Genomic DNA, 22,640 nt, shown 5'->3' with positions numbered 1-22,640 from the left:
CAAAACGCTTGACAAAGAAGACAGTCGCTCTCCCCGCGCGGGGTGAGGGGACGCACCCGCCTGTCTCGCGCGTCGCTGTTACTTTGAAACGGAATCGAGTTCAGAAATGCGCCTTAGTTGAGCACGCGCAGCAGCCCCGGTGAATCCAGAGAGAAGGCGGGGATGTCGACATCGAACAGCTCGCCTTCATCAGTTTCCATCTGGTAATGGCCGAACATCAAGCCCGAGGGCGTGTCGAGCGGACAGCCGGAGGAATATTCGTAGGTGTCTCCGGGGCTGAGTCGCGGCTGCTCGCCGACGACCCCAGGACCGGTCACTTCATCTACCTGGCCGTTCTGATCGGTGATATTCCAATAGCGGTTGACCAGGCGAACGGCGACGCCGGAATTGTTGCTGATGACAATCCGGTAACCCCAGACATAGCGATCGTCCTCCGGATCGGATTGCTCCTCCAGATAGAACGGTTCGACCACGACTTCGATATCTCTTGTGAGGGCGCGATACATGCCTTGCACCATAGTCAAGATATGTTACCCGTATCTTATAAAGAGGCCCTGTCCGTCAAGAAACGGAACGTTGATCAGCGATGAAACAAGCATGATCGAAGGGTTTTCGATCGTTAAGCCTAATCGTCAGCGTTAATTTTACTTCCGAACGCCTTCGCGGGCGATCTTGTTCCCCCGGCCGAGCGCCAGCGAGGTCCGGCGAGGCCGAACCCAGGCGGGTCCGGCCGCTATTCTCGATCAGGCCGAAACCTTGGCCAGCGCCTTCGCGAAATCCTCGATCAGGTCGTCGGTATCCTCGATGCCTGCCGAAAGGCGGACCGTGCCTGCGGAAATACCGAGTTCGGCGCGCGCCTCGTCCGTCAGGTTCTTGTGCGTTGTTGTAGCCGGATGCGTGATCAAGCTCTTGCTGTCGCCGAGATTGTTGGAGATTTTGACGATCTCAAGCGCGTTCTGCAGCGCGAAGGCCGCTTCTTTGCCGCCCTTCAGTTCGAAGCAGACGAGCGTTGAGCCACCCGACATCTGCTTGGCGATGATATCGGCCTGCGGATGGTCCTTGCGGCCGGGATAGATCACCTTGGCGACCTTGCCTTGCTCCGCCAGGAAATCGGCAATCTTCGCCGCATTCTGCGTCTGCTGCTTCACGCGCAACGGCAGCGTCTCGATGCCCTTCAGAAGCGTCCAGGCATTGAAGGGCGACATGGCCGGGCCGGTATGGCGGAAATAGTCGTGCAGGTTCTCGTCGATCCAGGCCTTGTCGGAAAGCACGACGCCGCCGAGGCACCGGCCCTGGCCGTCAATATGCTTGGTGGCGGAATAGACGACGATATGGGCGCCGAGTTCCAAAGGCTTCTGGAAGAGCGGCGTTGCAAAGACGTTGTCGACGACGACCTTGGCGCCGATCTGGTTGGCGAGCCTGGCGACGCCTGCGATGTCGATCACTTCAAGTGTCGGGTTGGTCGGGCTTTCCAGGAAGAAGACTTTCGTCTTCGGCGTGATCGCCTTTTCCCAGTTGGCGAGATCGCGGCCGTCGATGAGAGTGCAGTCGATCCCGTATTTCGGCGCCAATGTTTCCACCACCCAGCGGCAGGAGCCGAAGAGGGCGCGCGCGGCGACGATATGGTCTCCCGCCTTCAGCTGGCAGAGGATGGCGGCGGTGACGGCGGCCATGCCGGAGGCGGTGGCGCGGGCGTCTTCGGCGCCTTCCAGTGCGCACATGCGCTTTTCGAACATGTCATTGGTCGGGCTGCCGTAGCGGGCATAGATGAAGCCGTCCGTCTCGCCCTTGAAGCGGGCTTCGGCCGCCTCGGACGTGTCGTAGACGAAGCCCTGCGTGAGATAGATCGCCTCGGACGTTTCGCCATATTGCGAACGCAGCGTGCCGCCATGGACGAGTTGGGTTGCCGGGCGCCAAGTCTTGCTCATGCCATCACCTTCACATAACAAAAAAACCGGCCGCAAAAGCAGACCGGTTTCATACCCGGTCTTTTTAGCCACTTGTTTAACGTGGCTGCAAGCCGACCGGCCAAATCACCACGGGATAATTCTGCAATACTGCTGTTAGCTGCTTGCGTCAATTCCCCGAGTTTGGTTTTGTCTGCGGCAAATGATGGATGGGGCATGATGGCTCGCGAAACGGGAATTCTGGCTGACCGCGCAATCTCGGCGCTGTTCGAAACGGGGCGTCTTAACTCCGAGCGGGAGCTGGACCGCGACCAGATCCAGCCGGCAAGTCTTGACCTGCGCTTGGGAAGCAAGGCTTTTCGCGTGCGTGCCTCCTTCATGCCAGGGCCCTCGCATCTGGTGTCGGACAAGCTCGACCGGCTGAGCCTGCATGTGATCGATCTCTCCGAGGGCGCGGTGCTGGAGACCGGCTGCGTCTACATCGTGCCGCTGATGGAGAGCCTGGCGTTGCCGGCCGATATGTCGGCCTCGGCCAATCCGAAGAGCTCGACCGGAAGGCTCGACATCTTTACCCGCGTCATCACCGATTACGCTCAGGAATTCGACAAGATTCCGGCCGGCTATTCCGGCCCGCTCTATCTCGAAATCAGCCCGCGCACCTTCCCGATCGTCGTGCGCCGCGGCTCGCGCCTGTCGCAGATCCGCTTCCGCGTCGGCCACTCCGTCCTCGGCGAGCCGGAACTCTTGAAGCTGCACGAAAGCGAGACGCTGGTTGCCAGCAAACAGCCGAATGTTTCCGGCGGCGGCATCGCGCTGTCGATCGATCTTAGTGGCGATAAGGACGGCCTGATCGGCTATCGCGGCAAGCATCACACCGCCGTCGTTGACGTCGACGAGAAAGATCAGCACGACATCTTCGATTTCTGGGAGCCGCTCTATAGCCGCGGCCGCAATGAGCTGATCCTCGATCCCGACGAGTTCTATATTCTCGTGTCGCGTGAGGCCGTGCATGTACCTCCGGATTATGCCGCCGAGATGACCCCCTTCGATCCGCTGGTCGGCGAATTCCGTGTTCATTATGCCGGCTTCTTCGACCCGGGCTTCGGCCATGCGCCGGCCGGCGGACGCGGCAGCCGCGCCGTGCTCGAAGTGCGCAGCCACGAAGTGCCCTTCATCCTCGAAGACGGCCAGATCGTCGGCCGCCTCGTCTACGAACACATGCAGGAAAAACCCGCCAGCCTCTACGGCTCCGGCCTCGGCTCCAACTACCAGGCCCAGGGCCTGAAGCTCTCCAAACACTTCCGCATCTGAGGCGCAGCACTCGGGCGACTTGACAGCGACGCCCATCTGTTGGAAATCTCAGCGCATCGCGGGTGTAGCTCAATGGTAGAGCAGCAGCTTCCCAAGCTGAATACGAGGGTTCGATTCCCTTCACCCGCTCCACCTTTGTTTTCAAGCGCTTAGTGCCTGTTTAATCATCGAATTTTCGTCCGGTTTTACAGGCAGTTTTACACCGGCGTTGATTTGGACGATCATTGCCCTCGTCGCTGCGGTGCTGTCTTCGTACCGGCGAATGATGCCTCGCACCTCATCCTCAGACCATCCCATGAAAGGGTACGGTTCAGAGCGATTTCTGTAAAAATTCAAGTTAACCTATTGAAAAAATGAATTTTAGTCCGGCCTCCCGAGCTGAATACGAGGATTCGATTCCCTAATTTATCCGCTCCAGTTATTTCAATAACTTAGATATGCAGCATATCGTGTCGGCCGCGGACCGGCGAGCGCAATCAATTAAGACCAGATTGAGTTTTGTTGACGAGCTGATCGTTCCGGAAAGTGGCCTCCAAATTCCCTGAATAGTTATGACCGCTCCATCTATACGTCTCCGTCTTGGCGCCTGTCGTCTCGCTGCTGCTCACTTTCTCGCCCGAGCAGCCTATTATGCTGACGGCGGATCCATAGGACATTCCGCTTCCCAAGTAGCCATAGGCTTTCATGGTTGCCACGCATGACGATGCCGCCATAGAGATGCTTGGAATGAGTGCGGAGACTGCACAGATTATCAATGCCTTGGCTATTTTCATTTCCTGCTCCCTCTTGTGGTGGAATTATTTAGTTGGCACACGGCATGCCTGCAATGGGAGGGAGCAACTCTTTTGGACCTAATCGTCGAATAGCCAGATCGGCCTGTAGCGACGATGCGCGATGACCAGGCTTCTGTCGGGCCGGATGATGTAAGTTTCCTCCACTTGCCGGCCGTATTGGTCGATGAAATCGTGCGGAAAGGCGGAGCCGGGCGGCGATTTGGTGAGCTTGGTGCGCGGCTGGCCGCTATAGGTGATGCTGCCGGGTATCGGCTCGAGGCCGGGGCCGCTGTAGTTGGCGGCGGCGGTGGTGCACCCGGCAAGGGCCAGAGTGCCGATGAGGCCGATGATTGCGGGTTTCATGTCCATCCCCCGATGTGCCGAACGATACGATCATACTCCCTATAAAGTCCCGCGCATCAAGCAAACGGCATGTCGCTCTCAATCTTTGGTGCGTGCTGCCTGAAAGCAAAGGGCGGCCGCAGCCGCCCTTCGACATGCTTGTTTCGGTCGACTCAGAATTCCGTCCAGTCGGCATCCTTGCTGGACGATGCGCTGCTGCCTGCGCCGAAGGCGTTGGCGAGCTGTTGACCGAGTGCACGGGCCGGCGAGGCAGTCGGGCGGGCCGTACCTTCCCTGGCGACGCGGATCGGCGCCTTGGCAGCCGGGCGCGCTGCGGCGCGCGGGGCCGGGGCCGGCGGCCGGACCGAGGCGATCGGCGCGGCGGCGGCGAAGCCGCCGGTGCCGGTCAGCCGGAACTGGCCGAGCAGATTGTTGAGTGCGGCCGCTTCGGTGGCGAGGCTGTGGCTGGCGGCCGTCGATTGCTCGACCATCGCCGCATTCTGCTGCGTGCCCTGGTCCATCGTGTTGACGGCCGTGTTGATCTCCTGCAGGCCGATCGACTGTTCGCGGGAGGCTTCGGCGATCGCGTGGACGTGCTGGTTGATTTCCTGCACCTCGTGGACGATCGAATCGAGCGACTTGCCGGTTTCGCCGACGAGCGAAACGCCGGTCTGCACATGCGTGCCCGACGTGGTGATCAGGTCCTTGATCTCCTTTGCCGCCTTGGCCGAACGCTGCGCGAGTTCGCGCACTTCCTGGGCGACGACCGCAAAACCCTTGCCGGCTTCGCCGGCGCGCGCGGCTTCGACACCGGCATTGAGGGCCAGCAGATTGGTCTGGAAGGCAATATCGTCGATGACGCCGATGATATTGCCGATCTCGGCCGAGGACTGCTCGATCTGCTGCATGGCGGAAACGGCCTTGCGGACGATCTCGCCGGATTTTTCTGCGCCGAGGCGAGTGCGGGCGACGAGCTGGCTTGCCTCCTCGGCCCGTTTGGCGGCGTCGCGCACGGTCGTGGTGATCTCTTCGAGTGCTGCCGCCGTCTCTTCGACGGAGGCGGATTGCTGTTCGGTCCGCCTGGAAAGCTCGTCCGCGGAAGAACGGATTTCGTTGGCGCCGGCGCCGATCGCCCGGGCATTGGCGCCGACCGTATGCATGGTCTCGTTGAGCTTTTCGACCGAGTTGTTGAAATCCTCGCGCAGCGCATCGAGATGCGCGACGAAGGGTTCGTTGATCTGCAAGGCGAGGTCGCCGGCGGCAAGGCGGCGCAGGCCATCGCCGAGTGCCGCGACCGCGCGTTCGAGTTCGGAGGCTTCGCGGGCCTTCTGCGCCTCGCGCTCGCGGCGCTCGCCGTCGCTGAGGCTGCGGTCCGCTTCGGCGCGCGCTTCGATCTCGGCGCGCTCGATCGCGTTGTCGCGGAAGATCGACACGGCCTTGGCCATCTGGCCGACCTCGTCGTGGCGGTCGAGGCCGCTGACGTCGCTGCCCGTATCGCCTTCGGCAAGCCGCGTCATGCGCTGGCGCAGCTCGGCCATCGGGCTGGCAATGCCGATCTGGGCAACTGCGACGCCGAGGCCGATCGCGACGAGAACGGCAATGCCGATCAAAGCGAGGCAGAGGTTGATCCGTCCATTGACGGAAGCCGAGAGCGCGTCGCCGCCATCGTTGAGCATCGTCATCATCGCGTCGTTGTTTGCGATCATCTTCGGCGTCAGCGCGTCGAGCTTGGCATTGATCAGGGCAACGTTTGCCTTGGCGCCGGCGCTGTCCTTGGCTTTGCTCTGTTCGATGATTTTGCCTGCCAGGGTTTCGATTTCGTCGATGCCGGCCTGGATTTCATCGATCGCCGACTTGCGGCTGGGCACAAGCGCCGCTGCCTGCTTCATTCGGTCCCGGGCCTGCGGCAGCTTGCTGGGTGTGGCGAGCGCCGTTTGGAATGCCGGGGTATCGGGCTTCATATCCGCAAGCAGGCTGACCTGAAGCACCGAGGCGACAAGCGATGCGCTGGCGCGCGCGCTTTGCATCGAGGCGAGCGCCTCGTGATCGATGAAGGCGCTGTAGGCCGTATCCGCACGGCGGAACTCGGTGATGACATAGAAGAGCCCGGCCATGGTAACCAGTCCCAGCAGCGCCACGACCGATAGGATCTTCGCGCGGATTTTCAAATGTTTCAGCATGGAAATATCACCCGATTGGCCGGGCCTGTTGCGCCCGGCGCTTGAAATCAATTGTTGCAAACAGAGCTGCTGACGCGCGCATCATGCAATCGGCTGGCGGGGTCCGATGACGTCGCAACAAATAAAGGCGCTATTCTTTAATTCCGCCCTAACGCCGGGGCGGGGGATGCCTATAATTTCAGGGGTTGAACCGGTTATCCCCCGGTATGTTGCGGCGGCAGCCGGATGAACCGCCAATGCGGCACGATCCCGCCCATGCGTATTCCCCGCCAGCCGTGACTCTGGTACATCTCGGCGATGCTTCGCGCTTAACCCGAGACCGGATCACGATGATGCAATCCAAGCTGTCGTCCCTGATTTTGAAGGGATTTTTTGCGGTCGGGCTGTTTCTCGGAGCGCTGTTTTCGAGTTTTGCGGCATCCGCCCAGCAAGCGGCACCATCGCTGCCGCTGCTCTTCGATGCGCGTGAACGCCTGGCCAGGCCGGATCTTTCCTCGCTGGTCCGTCTGCGCTTCCTGACATCGGTCGATTTTCCGCCCTTCAATTTCACCGATCAGAACGGCAAGCTCTCCGGCTTCGATGTCGATCTCGCCCGCGAAATCTGCGCCGAGCTGGAGATTTCGGACAAGTGCCAGATCCAGGCGGTTCCCTTCGCCGATCTCAAGGATGCGCTCGCTGCCTCGCAAGGGGATGCCGTCATCGCCGGCCTTGCCGTGACCCCGGAACTGCGCCGGCAATTCCTTTTCTCAAGACCCTATCTGATGCTGCCGGCCCGTTTCGTGCGCAATCTCGCAGCACCCCTGGACGGAAAGACGGCCGCTGCGCTTTCCGGCCATCCGGTCGGCGTCGTCAAAGGCACGGTCCACGAAGCGATGCTGGCCGCCTTCTTTCCGGCGATCAAAGCCCAGGCCTTCGACAATAGGGAGGCTCTGCTTGCGGCGCTGAGGGATCGCAAGGTCGATGCTGCCTTCGCGGACGCCTTGCAGCTTTCCTTCTGGGTCTCGTCGCCCGCCTCGGCCAAATGCTGCGCGCTCTTCGACGGCCCGTATCTCTCCGAACATTTCCTCGGCGAGGGCATGACCATCATGCTGCGGCAAAAGGACAGCGTGCTGACATCGGCCATCGATCATGCGCTCGGCGCGCTGTCGCGCAACGGCCGTTTGCAGGAGATCTATCTGCGTTATTTTCCCTATGGGCTTTATTGAAGCGCCAGAGATCGTTTAACCTTTGCGGAAGCGGGCAATGGCGCTGCGCTCGATCGCCGCACAGGTGAGCTTGTCGAGGCCCAGCCGATCGCGCAGCAGGCTGAGCAGCCGGAGTTCTTCGGCCTTGACCGAGAGATCGGCAGAGGCCACTTCGACGGCGAGCGCATAGGCCGTGTCGTAGAGCTTTGCCGGCAGGGTATCGCGCACGGTTTCGAGAACGACGTCGAGGCCTTCCGGCCCGGCAAGAAGCGAGGCGCAGTCGCGGGCGATCGAAATCAGCTTGTCGTCGTCGAAATCCTTGAAAACCGGCAGGAATCCGATCAGTTGGCCGATCCTCGTCATCTCCCTGTCGTTCATCGTGCTGTCGACGGCGGAGGCCATCACCATCACGTAGATCAGGGCATCATGGGCGGAAAGCGGCTTGTTCATCTCTGATTCCTTTTTCGATCTGCCCAGATTAGGAAGTGGCGGCGGCCATTACAAGGGATCGGCCCCTACGAGAGGATGCCAACCCTTCTCGCGGCGTATCGGTTATTTGCGGCGCGGATCGCCGCCATATATGCCTCGCCCCGCCTGCCTGGCTGTCTCGGAGATGGCCGCGAGAGGCGAACCCGCCGCTGCTTCCGCCCAGCCGTTTTCGGCAAGCCACGAGCCGAGATCCTGGGTGCCGAGCCGGCAGGCCGCCGTGATCGTTCCCTTCCATTCGGCCGTATCGAGATTGCAGCTGATGCTGCGGTTGCGCAGCAGTTGGCGCAGGGCTGTCTTCGCCATCATGCCGCAAGGCCATTGCCGGCCTGCCGGCCCACATATCCTGTCGGCCGGTGTCGAAACGATGCCGGCAAGCTGGAGCTTGCGCTCGCCGAAGGAAAGATCGCCGGCATTTTCGACCGTCGGCCTCGGCAGCTCGATCGCCTTTTTCGCCGCGGGACTTGCCGTTTCACTGGCGGCGGCCGGTGCCGCTTGCGGCTCGGTATCGGCGGGTTTGGGGGCTGTGCCATTGCGTGGCACCGCAGCAGGCGGGGCCGCCGGTTCCGCGGAGCGGGCGATCATCTCGGCACGTTCGTCGGATATCCTCGCCGTGGGTTCGGCTGTCTCGGGGGCGGCATCCGGCACTGCGGCCGCCGTCTCCTCCGCGGGCGTGCTTTCTTCCCCTGATGGGTCGCCGCGAAGCCTTGCTTCGCCTGCCATCAGCAGGCCGGCTACCACCGCCATCCCTGTGAAACCTGTGAAGACGGCAGCAGGGCGCATGGAATATCTTCCTATTGACTGGCCCAGATGATACGGGCGATCCAATCGACATCGGAAAGATCGAGGGTGCGGTTGGGGTGTTCGGGATTGAGCGACATCAGCTCGATCGACCGCGGGCTCTGGCGCAGCAGCACCTTGGCCATCACCTCACCCTCGCGCGTACGCACCACGACGCGGTCGTTGCGGCGCACCTGCGCGCCCGGCTCGACGATCAGAACGTCGCCGTCGCGGTAGAGCGGCATCATGCTCTCGCCCTGCACCTCCAGCGCATAAACGCCGGCCTTTTGCGATGGCGCCGCCGGAAATTCGACTACGTCCCAGCCCTGGCCGGCCGGAAAACCGCCGTCGTCGAAGAAGCCGCCGGCGCCCGCCTGCGCGAAGCCCAGCAGCGGAATGGAGCTGCCCTGCGGCTGAAACGCTGCTTCCGGCAATCCGGAAGGGCTGCCGCCCGGCCGCATGAAGGCAAGAAACTGCTCCATGCTCGCCCCTGTCGCCTCGAGCACCTTGGCGATCGATTCGGTCGAGGGCCAGCGCAACCGCCCGTCGGCGGATAGCCGTTTCGATTTGTTGAAGGAGGTCGGGTCGAGCCCGGCGCGCCGGGCAAGACCGGACGGTGTCAGGTCGTGCCGTTCGGCAAGCCTGTCAATCGCTCCCCAGATCTGCTCATGTGACAGCATATGCGCCCGATCCCGTGCGGCTCATCCAATGCCGCGCTTCAACCGAGCGGAATATTAACCGACCGTATCGCCCGAGTAAAGACGAGAAAGGAATAAAATCCTGTAAGCTGAGCGCTGCGCTCAGGCGACCATCGCCATGTTGATCTTGCCGAGCTGGATGACGGCCTGCGTCCGGCTGTCGACATCGAGCTTCAGGAGAATTGCCGAGACATGCGCCTTGATCGTCGCCTCGGAGACGCCGAGTTCATAAGCGATCTGCTTGTTCAGCAGGCCTTCGGCGAGCATGGTCAACACCCGGCTCTGCTGCGGCGTCAGCGTATGCAGGCGGTGGATCAGATCGGCGACATCAGGATCCTGCTCCTGGCCGTCGCGATAGCTCTCGGGCGTGGCGATATCGCCGGCAAGCACCGTCTGGATGCTGCGGCGGATGTCCTCGATACCGGAGGATTTGGAAATGAAGCCGGAAGCGCCGAGTTCCAGGGCCCGGCGAATCGTCGTCGCATCGTCGGTTGCCGAGACGATGATGATCGGCAGGCTGCCGAATTCCGCGCGCAGGGCCATCAGGCCGGAAAAGCCGCTGACGCCGGGCATGGCGAGATCGAGCAACATCAGATCGGCATCCGGATGGGTGCCCGCAGCCGAGCGTGCAGCAGCAAAATCGCCGGCCTCGACGATCGTCTGCCGGCCTTCCATGCCGATCACCGCCTGGCGCAGCGCATCCCGGAAAAGCGGATGATCGTCCGCGATGATGATGGTCTGTTCCTGCATCGAAAACTCCCTCCCAAGAGTCCGATCACGCCTGCATGCGCCGCTATCCCCTCCGCGTCGCATGCATACCTACTGAAATGACTATATCAGATCATGTCTTCTGCGGAAGGGGATTGGCGTTTTCCTCGGCCTGGAACTCCTTCACCATCCCCATGAAACTCTTCATCATCCGCTCCATGATGCTGATCGAACGGTCGATCTCGGCATCGCTCGGCAGCGCGCGCTGGACGAGGCCGCCCTGTTCCAGCTTGGTCACCCGTTCGGAAAGCCGGTCGAGCTCGTCCTCATAAGCGGCCCGCTCGTCGGCGGCCATCCGGCAAACGAGCGTGCCGTCCCTATCCTGGCAGATCGACATGGCGCCGGTCTGCCGGTCGAGCCGGACGAAATGGTCGCCGCTCTTCTCCAGCTGGAAGCGGCTGGCATCGGCTTCGGCCGCCGCAGCGCCGAAGGGCAGGAGAAGAACGCCAAGTGTCAGAACCAAAATCTTCATCGTCTTATCCTCCGGATTTGCCTGTCTCGGCCTCGTTTTTAACGCCGGGGCGTGGACATCGCCGCCTCTTTCCGGCAAAGCGCTCATGACCGAGGACCAGCAATCGCGAGGCCATGATGACCGTGACACCGACCCTTTACAAGATCGTGACGGAAGCGCTCTGGCAGGAAGCCAGACAAACCGGCATTTTTCATGGCGCCGGCATCGATCTCAAGGACGGTTTCATCCACTTCTCCACCGCAGACCAGGTGAAACAGACCGCCGCGCTGCATTTCGCCGGCCAGCCCGGCCTGTTGCTGATTGCCGTCGACGGCAGCGGCTTCGGTGACAAACTTCTCTTCGAGCCCTCGCGCGGCGGTGATCTCTTCCCGCATCTCTATGCCGACCTGCCGCTGGCAGCCGTGCTCTGGGAGGTGCCGCTGCCGCTCGATGAGGCCGGCGCCCATGTCTTCCCGGAGCTGCAGCCATGATCGACCCCTTCAAGCGTCTCGCCCGTAAGGGCCTCTTCATGTTCGATCCGGAAACGGCGCACGGCATGTCGATTGCCGCGCTGAAATCCGGCCTGGTGCCGGCCTGCCACATCGCTCCCGATCCGCGGCTCAGCCAGACCGTCGCCGGCCTCGTCTTTCAAAACCCGCTCGGCATGGCTGCGGGCTACGACAAGAATGCCGAGGTGCCGGAAGCGCTGCTGAAGCTCGGCTTCGGCTTTACGGAGATCGGCACGGTGACGCCGAAGCCGCAGGCCGGCAATCCGCGCCCGCGCATCTTCCGCCTGGTGGAGGATGAAGCCGTCATCAACCGTCTCGGCTTCAACAACGAAGGCCATGACGCCGCTTTCGGGCGCCTCGCCGGGCTGAAGGGCAATGGCATTGTCGGCGTCAATATCGGCGCCAACAAGGACAGCGAGGATCGCATTGCCGATTACGTCGCCGGTATCCGTCGCTTCTACTCCGTCGCGCGCTATTTCACCGCCAACATCTCCTCGCCCAATACGCCCGGCCTGCGCGACCTGCAGGCGCGCGAAAGCCTTGCGGCGCTGCTCTCCGCCGCGCTGACGGCACGTGACGAGATGGCGGCGAATTCCGACCGGAAAATCCCGGTTTTCCTGAAGATCGCCCCCGATCTGACCGAGGAAGGCATGGATGACATCGCCGCCGAAGCGCTCGCGCATCCGCTGGATGGCCTGATCGTCTCCAACACGACGCTGTCGCGCGACGGCCTTAAGGATCAGCGCCAGGCCAAGGAGACGGGTGGTCTCTCCGGCGTGCCGCTGTTCGAAAAGTCGACGGCGGTGCTTGCAAGAATGCGCAAGCGCGTCGGCCCTGATTTGCCGATCATCGGCGTCGGCGGCGTCTCCTCGGCCGAAACGGCGCTGGAGAAGATCCGAGCGGGCGCCGATCTCGTCCAGCTCTATTCCTGCATGGTGTATGAAGGTCCCGGTCTGCCCGGCGATATCGTGCGCGGCCTCTCCAGGCTGCTCGACCGCGAAAAAGCCGGCTCGATCCGCGAACTGCGCGACACCAGGCTGGATTATTGGGCGGCGCGGAACGTCTGATCGGCGCGCGGCCGCACCAGCATGGCCAGGAAGAAGCCGCGGAAGAGCAGGAAGGCGTTCATCGCCAACCATAGGCCGTGATTGCCGAAGAGCGGCACGAAGATGGCGAGCATCAGGAGATAGCCGGCGAAGGATATGAGCATCCGGTTGCGCATGTCCGCAGACCACGTCGCGCCGATGAAGACACCGTCCATCAGGAAGGCCAGAGCGCCGGTCAGCCCCGTCACCGCCGCCCACGGCAGGTAGGTCCCGGCCGCCTGCCGCACCTCGGGCGAAGTCGTCAGCACCGAGATCAGCCAGGGTCCGGCCAGGAAGAAGAAGACGGAAACGATTGCCGCCAGCCCGAAGGACCAGAGGGTCGTCAGCTTCAGCCCGCGGTCGAAGGCCGGCCGGTACCGCGCGCCGATCGCCCGGCCGGTGATCTGTTCGGCGGCATTGGCAAGCCCGTCGAGATAATAGCCGGACAGCAGGAAGAAGTTCATCAGCACGGCATTGGCGGCAAGCGTCACCGCGCCGAAGCTGGTGCCGATCCGCGTCATGATGGTGAAGGCGCCGATCAGCACGAATGTGCGGATCAGGATGTCGCGATTGAGCGCGAAAAGCTCCGCCAGACGATGGCGAGAGGAGATCTCGGCCCATGCCGGCCGCTCGGCTTTGCCGAAGCCGCTGAGCACGATGAAAAGCCCGGCCAATGCCCCGGCCACCTCACCGGCCAGGGTTGCCCAGGCGACCCCGGCCACGCCCCAGCCGAGCGAAAGGCCGAGATAGATGGACAGCAGGATGTTGATGCCGTTGATCAGGGCCTGCAGCAGCAGCCCGACATTGCCTTGTCCGCGTCCGAGCACGAAGCCGAGGATCGCGTAATTCGCCAGCGCCGCCGGCGCCGCCAGCATGCGGATCGAGAAATAGGTGCTTGTTGCCTCGGCGATCGCCCCTTCCGCGCCCATCAGTCTCAATCCGGCCGCCATCAACAGCGGCGAAAGACAGAGCAGCGCCAGCCCGCAGCCGAGCGCGGATATCAGTGCTCGCCAAAACACGGCCTGTTGCTCGTGCTGGTCTCGCCGGCCATAGGCCTGCGCCGTCAGCCCTGTCGTCGAGGCGCGCAGGAAATTGAAGCTGCCCAGGATGAGATCGAAGAGCATCGCGCCGATCGCAAGCCCCGCAAGCGCCTCGGGATTGCCCATATGGCCGACGACGGCGGTGCTGGTCAGCCCGAGCAGCGGCGTCGTCATGAAGCCCAGCGTCATCGGAATGGCGATCGAGAGCACCAGCCGGTGCGTCACGTCGAAAGCGAACGCGTTGTTATTGCTGCGCGTATCCATGCCGGCCTCATCTATAGCGTCTGAGCCGATTCCCGATTTCGGGAATTATGCGGTGGAGGAATCGCCTCGGCTGGAAAGCACCATGGCCCAATAGGGCAGGTTCCGGGAAGATGCATTATGGGCGACGGCGACGCCGAGGCCGTCATAACGCCCGAGCATGTTTTCCAGATGATGCGGCGAATTGATCCAGGCCGTCACCACCGCATCGACGCTCTGCTGGCCGGAGGCGATATTCTCAGCTGCCGGCAGCCGCACACCACTCGCCTTGACGCGGGCGCCGAAGCTGTCGGTCATGCCGATCAGATGCGCCATTTTGCCGGAGCTCGCCATGCGTTTCGCCTGGAAGAGGGCGGCGGTCTGCGCCGCCGGATCGGCACTGAGCGGCGGCAGGCCGTTCTTTGCCCTCAGCTGATTGACGAGCGGCAATACGCTCGTTGTCTCGTCCTCGCCGTTCGAGGGCGTGCCGGCAAGGCGGGGCGTCGTGGTGCAGCCGGCAATGCCGGCGGCGAGCGCAAGTCCGGAAAGACGCAGCAGGCCGCGCCTGGAAAGATCGATGGATGTCATGTTACCGGCGATAGCTGAAAAGGCGAAGGATGACGAAGAGCGGGATGACGAGCGTCGCCCCGAGGATGAGATAGTCGCCGACGCGTCCGAGCGCCGCGAAGCCGCGGTGCCAGATCTCCAGAATGAAGTCGCGGAACCCGTAGATGATGTTCCATGGCGTCAGGCCGAAGATGGTCATGACGAAGCCGACGATCAGCGACACGACGATGAGTTTTATCAACGTGCGGCCGAGCGAATCGCCGAGGAACTTGTTCACCTGATCGGACATGCGCCATCTCCTGTTTGCCCCTGAATTAAGGTTGCGGCGCGCTGCCCGCAAGCCCTTTCCTGGATTGGCCGTTCCGCCTCTGAAATAGGACTTGAGTTTTTTTGTGGCCGCCGCCAGATGCGAGGCCACGCAAAACTGCGCCGTGCAACGACATGCGCAAAATAAAGAGCCGATGATGCAGTCCCACCAGCTTTCCTCAGGCGACGTCATCGCCGACCGCCGCGCCGATTATGCCAGGATGCTCGAAGAGGGTGGCGAGCCGGAGGCGGCGGTCGAGCTGATGGAACAGGCGCTCGAGCTGGCGCCCGCCTGGGCTGCCGGCTGGTATCGCCTCGCCACCTATCGCGAAAAGGCGGGCAGGGCGGATGCCGCGATCGAGGCCTATCGCAGGACGCTTGCCCTCGATCCCGAAGATATTTTCGGCGCCGCCCTCAAGCTCGCCCTTCTCGGTGACGGAGCAGCGCCCGACCGGCCGCCGAGCCGCTATGTCGAGCGGCTCTTCGATGATTATGCCGACCGCTTCGAAACCTCGCTCGTCGAGAAACTCGACTATAGCGTGCCCCAGAAGCTTGCCGCGCTGATTGCGTCTACCGGCAGGCGCTACGAATGCGCCGTCGATCTCGGCTGCGGCACCGGGCTGCTCGGCCCGGAAATCCGCGCTCATGTCGGTCGCCTCGAGGGCTTTGACCTCTCGCAGAACATGCTCGCCAAGGCTGCGGAGAAGGGCGTCTACGATCACCTTGCCCAGGCCGATCTATCGCTTGCACCCGATCTTTCCGGCGTCCTTGCGGATGCCGCGCGCCGTCGCGCCGATCTCGTGACGGCGGCCGACGTCTTGATGTATCTCGGCAATCTCGAAAGCGTCTTTGCCGTCATCGACGAACTCGCCGGCGCCGGCGCCGACATTGTCTTTTCCGTCGAGGATGCGGGGGAAGGCGAAGGCTTCCATCTCGCCCCGTCGCTGCGTTATGCCCATTCGGAAGCCTATGTGGGGAGGCTGCTTGCCCGCCACGGCCTCGAAATCCTTGAGACCGTCAAGACGGTCATTCGCAAAGATGGCGGCAAACCGGTTTCCGGCATTCTGTTCCTTACGCGCAAACCGGCGTGAACGAATGTTTCTTGCGATTTTCAAATAGGACAGCAGTGCTTACCTATTTTGCTTGATCGAGTTCCGGAAAACCTGATATTTCAAGGGTGTACAACGAAGCGCGGCGACAGGATGTCGAGCGCTCCGGCTCATTTCACAATCAAATCCATCTCGCCCGGAATTCTTCGGGTGTTCCCGAACTCGTCTGTTGTTGGAGACCGGCGCCATGACACAGCTCATCAATTCTCTTGGCGTCTGGAACACCAGCGCGACGCGCCATTCGCCGATCGAGGATGTGCAGGGCATTTTCTCCGGCAGCCTCGTCGCAGCGCTCGGCCTTTATGTTCTCGCCTGCGCCGGCCTTCTCACGGGCAGTACGGCGGGCGTCGCCTTCCTCCTGCATTATGCCTTCGGCGTCAATTTCGGCATGGCCTTCTTCCTGCTCAACCTGCCGTTCTTCTATCTCTCGTGGAAGCGTCTCGGCATGGCCTTCACGGTCAAGACCTTCATCGCCATCGGCCTGACATCGGCGATGTCAGATCTGCAATCGCGTCTCTTTTCCATATCGAGCATCCACCCTGCCTGGGCAGCGCTGCTCGGCGGCCTGCTGCTCGGCTTCGGCGCGCTGGCGCTCTATCGCCACCGCGCCAGCCTCGGCGGCGTCGGCATTCTCGGCATCTACCTGCAGGAGCGTTTCGGCATCCGCGCCGGCCTCGTCCAGCTCGCCATCGACATGTGCGTGCTCGCCGCCGCCTTCTTCGTCACCACGCCGCCCATCGTCTTCTATTCGGTGCTCGGCGCCGTCGTGCTCAACCTCTTCGTCGCCATCAATCACCGCGCCGATCGATATATTGCGCTGTAGCGCATCCGTGCCTGCGTGCCCGAAAGACGCGCGGTGTGTAACATTAAAAATCGGTAAGCCATTCTAAACAAAACGTAACTTGCCTGTGATCGATCCCGGCGCGACACTTCATGCGCGCCGGATTTGATGAGGTGAACTATGTCAGATTTGGAAAAACTTGTGAGACGCCGCATGCAGGAAGAATATGCCAAGGGCACTTCCGCAGAGGAAATCGCGAAAGTCGTCCGCGACATCTTCAACAGCACCGATCTCTCGGGTAGCCGGCCTGGCTCTGCCGCCGCGCGAGCCGCTACCAATCGCGAGTGAGCATATTCAACCGACCCGAATTCTTCGGGTCGGTCACCGGGATTATCCCTTAAGCCGTCAGGCCGCCTTCTGAGCCGCATCGATCGGATGCTGCGAGCGGAAGCCGACCGCAAGCCGGTTCCAGATATTGATCGCACCGATCGCCACCGTGATCTTCGTCATCTCCTCCTCGGAGAAATGCGCCTTCAGCGCTTCGTAGTCGGCATCCGGCGCGCCTGTCTTGGCGATGTTGGTGACGGCGTCGACCCAGCCGAGCAGGGCGCGTTCGCGGGCGTCGTAAATCGGCGACTCCCGCCAGACGCACATCAGGTTGATCCACTGCTCGCTCAGCCCGTCATGGCGGGCTTCCTTCACATGCATGTCGACGCAATAGGCGCAGCCGTTGATCTGCGAGGCGCGCAGCTTGATCAGGTGGATGAAGCGGCGCTCCAGCCCGGAGGCCTGGACATATTGTTCGAGCGCTGCGACGGCCTTGTAGGCATCCGGAGCGGCTTTGGCGAAATTGAAACGCGGTTGCATGATCTTCTCCTTGTTATGGCTCAACGAGCCGTCTTGCGTTCATGGATTTCAAGGAAAGCGCAGCCTCGGGCTGCGATCGATCCGTCGTCGAGGGCATTCAGTTCGATGCCGATATCGGCAATGCTCGTCTTGGCAAGTTCGGCGCGATAGACGCGTTCGGCTCTGAGCATCGCCGCGCTGATGTTGCAGGGCTTGGCGAAGAAGCGATTGGAGACCGGGTTCGGCCCGCGCTGGCGGATTTCGGCGCAACGGAAAGCCGGCGCCGGTCCTTCGACCGCAAGCAGGATGTCGAGCAGCGAAATCTCCGCCGGCGCCTTTGCCAGCTTATATCCGCCTTTCGGCCCCGGCACGGTATCGAGGATGCCGGCACCCGACAGCGCCTGCAGATGCTTCAATAGATAGCTCGTCGACACGCCGTGGAATTCCGCCAGTGCCGCGGCCGAAAGCACGCCGCCTTCCGAGAGGCCGGACAGCATCGCAACGCTGTGAATGGCCTGCTCGACCCCATCGCTCATCTTCATCAAGGGCTTCCTTTAATCGTAGATAAAAAATATCCATGATTATGACTGATGTCAACAGGAGTCTCGCCGCCCCTTGTCTTTATCCCTGCGCCGGATAGAAAACGAAAAAGCCGACAGGGGAACATCATGGCATCCAACGCCTTCGCGGGCCTTCTCAACTCCAGCGCCGATCGCCATTCTCTGTTCGACGACGCGCAGGGCATCGTCGCTGGCAGCATGCTTGCCGTGCTCGGCGTCTCGCTTCTCTCCGGCGCCGGTCTGCTTGCCGGTGGTACCGCGGGCCTTGCCTTCCTGGCGCATTACGCGACTGGCATAAGTTTCGGCCTCTGCTTCTTTGCGGTAAATCTGCCCTTCTACTATCTCGCCTTCCGCCGTTTGGGACCCGCCTTCACCATCAAGACCTTCCTCGCGATCGGGCTCACCTCAGTCCTGTCCGAATTCGTGCCCGGCTTCATCGGTATCGGGCATGTCCATCCCGTTGCCGGTGCGCTCTTCGGAGGCATCGTCATCGCCGCCGGCATGCTGGCGCTCTTCCGCCACCGCGCCAGTCTCGGCGGCATCGGCATTCTCGCCCTCTACATTCAGGATCGTTTCGGCTGGCGTGCCGGCCTCGTCCAACTCGGCTTCGATGGCATCGTGCTGGCGCTCTCCTTCTTCGTCGCCAGTCCCTTCATCATCGCCTGTTCCGTACTCGGCGCGATTGTGCTCAACCTGACGCTGGCGATCAATCACCGCAAGGACCGCTATATCGCGATGTGAGCGGGCGGCCGCTCTTCTTTTTCTTCCGCTTTTCACTACCTTCAGGGCGTGGACCAGATCGATTCCGAAGCCCGCGCCCTGCTTCCTGCCGCCTTTGCCCGCTGGTTTGCGGAAAAGGGCTGGCGTCCGCGCGCCCATCAGCTGGAGCTGCTCGCCCGCGCCGAGGCCGGTCAAAGTACGCTGCTGATTGCGCCGACCGGCGCCGGCAAAACACTCGCTGGCTTCCTGCCCTCGCTTACCGATCTCACCCGCCGCGGCAGGATACCGCCCGGCTCCGCCTTCACCGGCATCCACACACTCTATGTTTCGCCGCTGAAGGCGCTGGCGATCGACATCGAGCGCAACCTGATGAAGCCGGTGGCGGAAATGGGCCTGCCCGTTACCATCGAAAACCGCACCGGCGATACGCCGAACGCCAAGCGCCAGCGCCAGAAGCTCAACCCGCCGGATATTCTGCTGACGACGCCGGAACAGGTCGCGCTGCTGCTGGCCAACCGAGAGGCCGAGCGCTTCTTCAAGGACCTGAAATACGTCGTGCTCGACGAACTGCATTCACTCGTCACCTCGAAGCGCGGCCACATGCTGTCGCTCGGCCTTGCCCGCTTGCGCGGCCTTGCCCCCGGCTTGAAGACCATCGGCCTGTCGGCGACCGTCGCCGAGCCGATGGATCTGCAGAAATGGCTGGTCGCCCAACATGAAGGCAGCGGGCAGGAGGGGAAAGAGCATCATGCCGGCCTCGTCGTCGTCGAAGGCGGCGCCAAGCCCGATATCTCGATCCTGTCCACCGAGGAGCGCATCCCCTGGGCGGGCCATTCCGCCAAATATGCCATTCCCGATGTCTACAGGCAGCTCCTCGATCACCAAACGACGCTGCTCTTCGTCAACACCCGCAGCCAGGCCGAAATGCTCTTCCAGGAACTCTGGACGATCAATGACGCCAATCTGCCGATCGCCCTCCACCACGGCTCGCTCGATGTCGCCCAGCGCCGCAAGGTCGAGGCGGCCATGGCCGAAAACCGGCTGCGTGCCGTCGTCGCCACCTCGACACTCGATCTCGGCATCGACTGGGGCGATGTCGATCTGGTCATCCATGTCGGCGCACCGAAGGGCGCCTCGCGTCTTGCCCAGCGCATCGGCCGCGCCAATCACCGCATGGACGAGCCCTCGAAGGCGATCCTCGTGCCGGCCAACCGGTTCGAGGTCATGGAGTGCCAGGCTGCGCTCGACGCCAATTATATCGGTGCGCAGGATACGCCCCCTGTCGGCCGCGGCGCGCTCGACGTGCTCGCCCAGCACGTGCTCGGCATGGCCTGCGCCGAACCTTTCGACATGCTGGAGCTCTATGACGAGATCACCAGCGCCTCGCCCTATGCCGATCTCACCTGGGAGACCTTCGAGCGCGTCGTCGATTTCGTCGCGACCGGCGGCTATGCGCTGAGGACCTACGAACGTTACGCCCGTATCCGCAAGACCAAGGAAGGCCGCTGGCGGGTCTCCAATCCCGCCGTCGCCCAGCAATATCGCCTCAACCTCGGCACCATCGTCGAAAGCCCGATGCTGAATATCCGCATGGTCAAGCGCGGCGAGGGCGGCCGGATCGGCCGGGGCGGCGCCACGCTGGGGAAGGTCGAGGAATATTTCCTCGAACAATTGTCGCCGGGCGATACCTTCATCTTCTCCGGCAAGGTGCTGCGCTTCGAGGGCATCCGCGAAAATGAATGCCTGGCCTCGCAAGCCTTTTCGCTCGATCCGAAGATCCCCTCCTATGCCGGCGGCAAATTCCCGCTGTCGACCTATCTCGCCGAGCAGGTGCGGGCGATGATTGCCGATCCCGACCGCTGGCGCCATCTGCCCGATCAGGTCCGCGACTGGCTGTCCCTGCAAAAGGAGAAGTCGATGCTGCCGAAGCGCGACGAGTTCCTGATTGAAACCTTTCCGCGTGGCAGCCGCGGTTATATGGTCGCCTATCCCTTCGAGGGCCGTCTCGCCCATCAGACGCTCGGCATGCTGCTGACGCGCCGGCTGGACCGGGCGGGTGCCAAGCCGCTCGGCTTCGTTGCCACCGATTACTCTCTCGCTATCTGGGGCTTGGAGGATATGGGCCTGATGATCGCCAACGGCCGGCTCAACCTTTCCGACCTCTTCGACGCCGACATGCTGGGTGATGATCTCGAAGCCTGGCTCAACGAATCCTTCCTGCTGAAGCGCACCTTCCGCAATTGCGCCGTGATTGCAGGCTTGATCGAGCGCCGCCATCCGGGCAAGGAAAAGAGCGGCCGCCAGATCACCGTGTCGGCCGATCTGATCTACGACGTGCTGCGCGGCCATGAGCCGGATCACATCCTGCTGCAGGCGACGCGCCAGGATGCGGCGACCGGACTTTTGGATATCAGCCGTCTTGGCGATATGCTGATGCGAATCAAGGGGCACATCACCCATCGCGCCCTCGACCATATTTCCCCGCTCGCCGTGCCGGTAATGCTGGAAATCGGACGGGAGGCGGTGCCGGGCGAAGCCCATGATGCGCTGCTTGCCGAAGCGGCCGACGATCTGATCGCCGAAGCTTTGGCCTGATAATGGAAACGACGACAGTGATGAATCGCCTGGCGCTCGCGCGCGACATATCGGGACTGGCCGCGACATCAGGCGTCGAGACGTCGGTCCACGGCATTGCCGCCGTCTGCGATCCGCTCGGCGCCCTCTATCTGCCGGATGCCGGGCTGCTCGTCGTCTCCGATCTGCATCTGGAAAAGGGGGCCGCCTTCGCCCGCCGCGGCATGATGCTGCCGCCTTACGATACGCTGGCGACGCTGACCGTGCTGGCCGCCGTCATCTCCCGCTATGATCCGAAACTCGTCGTCTCGCTCGGCGACAATTTTCACGATCGCGTCGGTTCGGAGCATCTGCCGGAGAAGTTTCGCGCACTGATCGTCGGGATGGCGCGGGGCCGTGAATGGATCTGGGTCAATGGCAACCACGATCCCGACGGGGTCGTCGATCTGCCGGGCGCTTCCGTCGACGAGATGCATTATGCCGGCCTGACCTTCCGCCACGAGCCGAGAAATGGCTTGCAGAGCGGCGAAATCGCCGGCCACCTGCATCCTGCGGCGACCGTACGCCGGCGCGAGCGATCCGTCCGCCGCCCCTGCTTCGCCACCGACGGCGCCCGCCTCCTGATGCCCGCCTTCGGCGTCATGAGCGGCGGGCTGGACCTCGCTCATCAGGCGATGAAAGGCCTGTTCGACAAATCGTCGCTGGTGGCCCATCTCCTGGGGCGGGACCGGATTTACTCGGTCAGGTACGGGAATTTGCGGGGGTAGGGACCCCGAATGGAGCGTGCCGTGTGGCACGCCCCAATTATCGCTAGTTACACCCCTGCAACTGCTGCTGATATGTCCCCGCCATCCGCGCGAACTTCTGCGCCGTCTGCTGCAATTGCCCGTTCGAGCGCCAGTCGCCGCGCTTATATCCCGTCGGCCCGGAATAATAGGCAAGATAGAGATTATAGGCGTCGTTCAGCGGAATGCCCGTCTCGGCGCTGTTCTGATAGTGATACCAGCCGATGAAATCGATCGCGTCGGCGAAATTCGTCCTCCGCGCGTTCCAGTTTCTCGTCTGCGACTGGTAGTGATCCCATGTCCCGTCGAGCGCCTGCGAATAGCCGTAGGCGGTCGAAGGTCTTGTCCAGGGAATGAAGCCGAACAGCTTGGTGCGCGGCGGCCGCGCATAGGGCTGGAAGCCGGATTCGGTGTACATCGTCGCCATCAGGATCGGCACGGGCACGCCGTATTTCTTCTCCGTCCGCTCGGCCGCACTCTGCCAGCTGGAGAAAAGTCCTTCGCGCTGGTCGAAGACGGCGCAGATGTTTCTCGTTTGCTTCGGCGCGGTCGCGCAGCCGACAAGCAGCGCGAGGCCCACGGCCGTCAAAACGATACGAGTACGCATAACCAAACCTCTCGTTTCCGAGAGATTACTA

26 protein-coding genes, 1 tRNA gene and 1 riboswitch are annotated in these 22,640 nt (G+C 62.4%); of the genes, 11 read left to right on the top strand and 16 right to left on the bottom strand.

Features of this window, described 5'->3' with window-relative positions:
• Nucleotides 1-113: 113 nt before the first annotated feature.
• Both apaG and CO670_RS03600 read right to left on the bottom strand, forming a co-directional pair.
• Nucleotides 114-506, bottom strand: coding sequence for a Co2+/Mg2+ efflux protein ApaG (apaG, locus tag CO670_RS03605; protein WP_011423893.1), 393 nt, complete (start codon nucleotides 504-506; stop codon nucleotides 114-116).
• A 237-nt stretch (nucleotides 507-743) separates the two neighbouring features.
• A complete protein-coding gene (locus CO670_RS03600) occupies nucleotides 744-1,928 on the bottom strand; it encodes an O-succinylhomoserine sulfhydrylase (RefSeq protein WP_097588991.1) in 1,185 nt (394 codons plus the stop codon).
• Nucleotides 1,929-1,971: 43 nt separating this feature from the next.
• Nucleotides 1,972-2,050: riboswitch (SAM riboswitch) on the bottom strand.
• A gap of 73 nt (nucleotides 2,051-2,123) precedes the next feature.
• On the opposite strand from CO670_RS03600, the gene CO670_RS03595 reads away from it, so the two are divergent.
• Nucleotides 2,124-3,218, top strand: a complete 1,095-nt coding sequence (locus tag CO670_RS03595) for a 2'-deoxycytidine 5'-triphosphate deaminase (RefSeq protein WP_176538863.1) — start codon at nucleotides 2,124-2,126, stop codon at nucleotides 3,216-3,218.
• 58 nt (nucleotides 3,219-3,276) lie between these two features.
• A tRNA-Gly gene (locus CO670_RS03590) sits at nucleotides 3,277-3,350 on the top strand.
• A 344-nt stretch (nucleotides 3,351-3,694) separates the two neighbouring features.
• On the opposite strand, the gene CO670_RS03585 is transcribed toward CO670_RS03590, so the two are convergent.
• The 3 genes from CO670_RS03585 to CO670_RS03575 form a co-directional block, all read right to left on the bottom strand.
• Nucleotides 3,695-3,991, bottom strand: a complete 297-nt coding sequence (locus tag CO670_RS03585) for a hypothetical protein (RefSeq protein WP_097588990.1) — start codon at nucleotides 3,989-3,991, stop codon at nucleotides 3,695-3,697.
• Between the two features lie 78 nt (nucleotides 3,992-4,069).
• Entirely contained in the window at nucleotides 4,070-4,354 is a 285-nt protein-coding gene (locus tag CO670_RS03580) for a hypothetical protein (protein ID WP_088688993.1), read from the bottom strand.
• A gap of 152 nt (nucleotides 4,355-4,506) precedes the next feature.
• Nucleotides 4,507-6,513, bottom strand: coding sequence for a methyl-accepting chemotaxis protein (locus CO670_RS03575; RefSeq protein ID WP_097588989.1), 2,007 nt, complete (start codon nucleotides 6,511-6,513; stop codon nucleotides 4,507-4,509).
• 329 nt (nucleotides 6,514-6,842) lie between these two features.
• Here CO670_RS03575 and CO670_RS03570 point away from each other — a divergent pair, with 329 nt between their 5' ends.
• Nucleotides 6,843-7,718 (top strand): transporter substrate-binding domain-containing protein, encoded by an 876-nt coding sequence (locus CO670_RS03570; protein ID WP_097588988.1) that lies wholly within the window; start codon nucleotides 6,843-6,845, stop codon nucleotides 7,716-7,718.
• Nucleotides 7,719-7,733: 15 nt separating this feature from the next.
• Here CO670_RS03570 and CO670_RS03565 read toward each other — a convergent pair whose 3' ends face one another.
• The 5 genes from CO670_RS03565 to CO670_RS03545 form a co-directional block, all read right to left on the bottom strand.
• Nucleotides 7,734-8,147: a tellurite resistance TerB family protein gene (locus CO670_RS03565; protein ID WP_088676740.1), complete on the bottom strand. Its 414-nt coding sequence runs from the start codon at nucleotides 8,145-8,147 to the stop codon at nucleotides 7,734-7,736.
• Between the two features lie 102 nt (nucleotides 8,148-8,249).
• On the bottom strand, nucleotides 8,250-8,966 hold the full coding sequence (locus CO670_RS03560; protein ID WP_097588987.1) for a thermonuclease family protein: 717 nt from the start codon (nucleotides 8,964-8,966) through the stop codon (nucleotides 8,250-8,252).
• An 11-nt stretch (nucleotides 8,967-8,977) separates the two neighbouring features.
• A complete protein-coding gene (locus CO670_RS03555) occupies nucleotides 8,978-9,643 on the bottom strand; it encodes a helix-turn-helix transcriptional regulator (RefSeq protein WP_088676742.1) in 666 nt (221 codons plus the stop codon).
• A 120-nt stretch (nucleotides 9,644-9,763) separates the two neighbouring features.
• Complete coding sequence (locus CO670_RS03550) at nucleotides 9,764-10,411, bottom strand: response regulator transcription factor (protein WP_097588986.1); 648 nt, start codon at nucleotides 10,409-10,411, stop codon at nucleotides 9,764-9,766.
• Between the two features lie 91 nt (nucleotides 10,412-10,502).
• On the bottom strand, nucleotides 10,503-10,901 hold the full coding sequence (locus CO670_RS03545) for a hypothetical protein (protein WP_097588985.1): 399 nt from the start codon (nucleotides 10,899-10,901) through the stop codon (nucleotides 10,503-10,505).
• A gap of 116 nt (nucleotides 10,902-11,017) precedes the next feature.
• Here CO670_RS03545 and CO670_RS03540 point away from each other — a divergent pair, with 116 nt between their 5' ends.
• Complete coding sequence (locus CO670_RS03540) at nucleotides 11,018-11,371, top strand: DUF952 domain-containing protein (RefSeq protein WP_097589010.1); 354 nt, start codon at nucleotides 11,018-11,020, stop codon at nucleotides 11,369-11,371.
• Nucleotides 11,368-12,456, top strand: a complete 1,089-nt coding sequence (locus CO670_RS03535) for a quinone-dependent dihydroorotate dehydrogenase (protein WP_097588984.1) — start codon at nucleotides 11,368-11,370, stop codon at nucleotides 12,454-12,456. Before CO670_RS03540 ends, CO670_RS03535 begins: the two co-directional genes overlap by 4 nt.
• On the opposite strand, the gene CO670_RS03530 is transcribed toward CO670_RS03535, so the two are convergent.
• The 3 genes from CO670_RS03530 to CO670_RS03520 are packed head-to-tail and all read right to left on the bottom strand — an operon-like array spanning nucleotide 12,432 to nucleotide 14,610.
• Nucleotides 12,432-13,778, bottom strand: a complete 1,347-nt coding sequence (locus CO670_RS03530; RefSeq protein ID WP_097588983.1) for an MATE family efflux transporter — start codon at nucleotides 13,776-13,778, stop codon at nucleotides 12,432-12,434. The two genes, CO670_RS03535 and CO670_RS03530, sit on opposite strands and share 25 nt — an antisense overlap.
• 45 nt (nucleotides 13,779-13,823) lie before the next feature.
• On the bottom strand, nucleotides 13,824-14,342 hold the full coding sequence (locus CO670_RS03525) for a CAP domain-containing protein (protein WP_097588982.1): 519 nt from the start codon (nucleotides 14,340-14,342) through the stop codon (nucleotides 13,824-13,826).
• A 1-nt stretch (nucleotide 14,343) separates the two neighbouring features.
• Nucleotides 14,344-14,610: a DUF6460 domain-containing protein gene (locus tag CO670_RS03520; protein WP_097588981.1), complete on the bottom strand. Its 267-nt coding sequence runs from the start codon at nucleotides 14,608-14,610 to the stop codon at nucleotides 14,344-14,346.
• 175 nt (nucleotides 14,611-14,785) lie between these two features.
• Here CO670_RS03520 and CO670_RS03515 point away from each other — a divergent pair, with 175 nt between their 5' ends.
• The 3 genes from CO670_RS03515 (at nucleotide 14,786) to CO670_RS33620 (ending at nucleotide 16,865) form a co-directional block, all read left to right on the top strand.
• Nucleotides 14,786-15,718 (top strand): methyltransferase, encoded by a 933-nt coding sequence (locus CO670_RS03515; protein ID WP_097589009.1) that lies wholly within the window; start codon nucleotides 14,786-14,788, stop codon nucleotides 15,716-15,718.
• Nucleotides 15,719-15,923: 205 nt separating this feature from the next.
• Nucleotides 15,924-16,559 carry a YitT family protein gene (locus tag CO670_RS03510; protein WP_097588980.1) on the top strand — a complete coding sequence of 212 codons (636 nt, stop codon included), beginning with the start codon at nucleotides 15,924-15,926 and terminating at the stop codon, nucleotides 16,557-16,559.
• Between the two features lie 171 nt (nucleotides 16,560-16,730).
• A complete protein-coding gene (locus CO670_RS33620) occupies nucleotides 16,731-16,865 on the top strand; it encodes a hypothetical protein (protein ID WP_280951317.1) in 135 nt (44 codons plus the stop codon).
• A 57-nt stretch (nucleotides 16,866-16,922) separates the two neighbouring features.
• Here the strand turns inward: CO670_RS33620 and CO670_RS03505 are convergent, their stop codons facing one another.
• The gene (locus CO670_RS03505; protein ID WP_097589008.1) at nucleotides 16,923-17,384 is read right to left on the bottom strand and encodes a carboxymuconolactone decarboxylase family protein; all 462 of its coding nucleotides are present in this window, start codon (nucleotides 17,382-17,384) and stop codon (nucleotides 16,923-16,925) included.
• Nucleotides 17,385-17,404: 20 nt separating this feature from the next.
• Complete coding sequence (locus CO670_RS03500; RefSeq protein ID WP_097588979.1) at nucleotides 17,405-17,905, bottom strand: Rrf2 family transcriptional regulator; 501 nt, start codon at nucleotides 17,903-17,905, stop codon at nucleotides 17,405-17,407.
• Between the two features lie 126 nt (nucleotides 17,906-18,031).
• Here CO670_RS03500 and CO670_RS03495 point away from each other — a divergent pair, with 126 nt between their 5' ends.
• Genes CO670_RS03495 through pdeM form a run of 3 tightly spaced genes read left to right on the top strand, consistent with a single transcriptional unit; the run spans nucleotide 18,032 to nucleotide 21,984 of the window.
• Nucleotides 18,032-18,664: a YitT family protein gene (locus CO670_RS03495; RefSeq protein WP_097588978.1), complete on the top strand. Its 633-nt coding sequence runs from the start codon at nucleotides 18,032-18,034 to the stop codon at nucleotides 18,662-18,664.
• A gap of 48 nt (nucleotides 18,665-18,712) precedes the next feature.
• Nucleotides 18,713-21,238, top strand: coding sequence for a ligase-associated DNA damage response DEXH box helicase (locus CO670_RS03490; protein WP_097588977.1), 2,526 nt, complete (start codon nucleotides 18,713-18,715; stop codon nucleotides 21,236-21,238).
• A gap of 20 nt (nucleotides 21,239-21,258) precedes the next feature.
• Nucleotides 21,259-21,984 carry a ligase-associated DNA damage response endonuclease PdeM gene (pdeM, locus tag CO670_RS03485; protein WP_097589007.1) on the top strand — a complete coding sequence of 242 codons (726 nt, stop codon included), beginning with the start codon at nucleotides 21,259-21,261 and terminating at the stop codon, nucleotides 21,982-21,984.
• 43 nt (nucleotides 21,985-22,027) lie between these two features.
• On the opposite strand, the gene CO670_RS03480 is transcribed toward pdeM, so the two are convergent.
• Nucleotides 22,028-22,609: a transglycosylase SLT domain-containing protein gene (locus CO670_RS03480; protein ID WP_088676753.1), complete on the bottom strand. Its 582-nt coding sequence runs from the start codon at nucleotides 22,607-22,609 to the stop codon at nucleotides 22,028-22,030.
• Between the last annotated feature and the right edge of the window lie 31 nt (nucleotides 22,610-22,640).

The organism is Rhizobium sp. J15 (assembly GCF_002531825.1).
In the GTDB taxonomy this organism is placed as follows: domain Bacteria; phylum Pseudomonadota; class Alphaproteobacteria; order Rhizobiales; family Rhizobiaceae; genus Rhizobium.
Note: the sequence above shows the minus strand (reverse complement) of the source record. Positions and strands in the feature narration are given on the sequence as shown.

Bases quoted from the DNA above. Each gene is read 5' to 3' on its own strand.
- CO670_RS33620 (WP_280951317.1), top strand. From the start codon at position 16,731: ATGCAGGAAGAATATGCCAAGGGCACTTCCGCAGAGGAAATCGCGAAA.
- CO670_RS03555 (WP_088676742.1), bottom strand. From the start codon at position 9,643: ATGCTGTCACATGAGCAGATCTGGGGAGCGATTGACAGGCTTGCCGAA.
- CO670_RS03495 (WP_097588978.1), top strand. From the start codon at position 18,032: ATGGCATCCAACGCCTTCGCGGGCCTTCTCAACTCCAGCGCCGATCGC.
- CO670_RS03520 (WP_097588981.1), bottom strand. From the start codon at position 14,610: ATGTCCGATCAGGTGAACAAGTTCCTCGGCGATTCGCTCGGCCGCACG.
- CO670_RS03525 (WP_097588982.1), bottom strand. From the start codon at position 14,342: ATGACATCCATCGATCTTTCCAGGCGCGGCCTGCTGCGTCTTTCCGGA.
- CO670_RS03595 (WP_176538863.1), top strand. From the start codon at position 2,124: ATGATGGCTCGCGAAACGGGAATTCTGGCTGACCGCGCAATCTCGGCG.
- CO670_RS03515 (WP_097589009.1), top strand. From the start codon at position 14,786: ATGCAGTCCCACCAGCTTTCCTCAGGCGACGTCATCGCCGACCGCCGC.
- CO670_RS03560 (WP_097588987.1), bottom strand. From the start codon at position 8,966: ATGCGCCCTGCTGCCGTCTTCACAGGTTTCACAGGGATGGCGGTGGTA.
- CO670_RS03550 (WP_097588986.1), bottom strand. From the start codon at position 10,411: ATGCAGGAACAGACCATCATCATCGCGGACGATCATCCGCTTTTCCGG.
- pdeM (WP_097589007.1), top strand. From the start codon at position 21,259: ATGAATCGCCTGGCGCTCGCGCGCGACATATCGGGACTGGCCGCGACA.
- CO670_RS03580 (WP_088688993.1), bottom strand. From the start codon at position 4,354: ATGAAACCCGCAATCATCGGCCTCATCGGCACTCTGGCCCTTGCCGGG.
- CO670_RS03500 (WP_097588979.1), bottom strand. From the start codon at position 17,905: ATGAAGATGAGCGATGGGGTCGAGCAGGCCATTCACAGCGTTGCGATG.
- apaG (WP_011423893.1), bottom strand. From the start codon at position 506: ATGTATCGCGCCCTCACAAGAGATATCGAAGTCGTGGTCGAACCGTTC.
- CO670_RS03535 (WP_097588984.1), top strand. From the start codon at position 11,368: ATGATCGACCCCTTCAAGCGTCTCGCCCGTAAGGGCCTCTTCATGTTC.
- CO670_RS03575 (WP_097588989.1), bottom strand. From the start codon at position 6,513: ATGCTGAAACATTTGAAAATCCGCGCGAAGATCCTATCGGTCGTGGCG.
- CO670_RS03565 (WP_088676740.1), bottom strand. From the start codon at position 8,147: ATGAACAAGCCGCTTTCCGCCCATGATGCCCTGATCTACGTGATGGTG.
- CO670_RS03570 (WP_097588988.1), top strand. From the start codon at position 6,843: ATGATGCAATCCAAGCTGTCGTCCCTGATTTTGAAGGGATTTTTTGCG.
- CO670_RS03510 (WP_097588980.1), top strand. From the start codon at position 15,924: ATGACACAGCTCATCAATTCTCTTGGCGTCTGGAACACCAGCGCGACG.
- CO670_RS03545 (WP_097588985.1), bottom strand. From the start codon at position 10,901: ATGAAGATTTTGGTTCTGACACTTGGCGTTCTTCTCCTGCCCTTCGGC.
- CO670_RS03530 (WP_097588983.1), bottom strand. From the start codon at position 13,778: ATGGATACGCGCAGCAATAACAACGCGTTCGCTTTCGACGTGACGCAC.
- CO670_RS03540 (WP_097589010.1), top strand. From the start codon at position 11,018: ATGACCGTGACACCGACCCTTTACAAGATCGTGACGGAAGCGCTCTGG.
- CO670_RS03585 (WP_097588990.1), bottom strand. From the start codon at position 3,991: ATGAAAATAGCCAAGGCATTGATAATCTGTGCAGTCTCCGCACTCATT.
- CO670_RS03480 (WP_088676753.1), bottom strand. From the start codon at position 22,609: ATGCGTACTCGTATCGTTTTGACGGCCGTGGGCCTCGCGCTGCTTGTC.
- CO670_RS03600 (WP_097588991.1), bottom strand. From the start codon at position 1,928: ATGAGCAAGACTTGGCGCCCGGCAACCCAACTCGTCCATGGCGGCACG.
- CO670_RS03505 (WP_097589008.1), bottom strand. From the start codon at position 17,384: ATGCAACCGCGTTTCAATTTCGCCAAAGCCGCTCCGGATGCCTACAAG.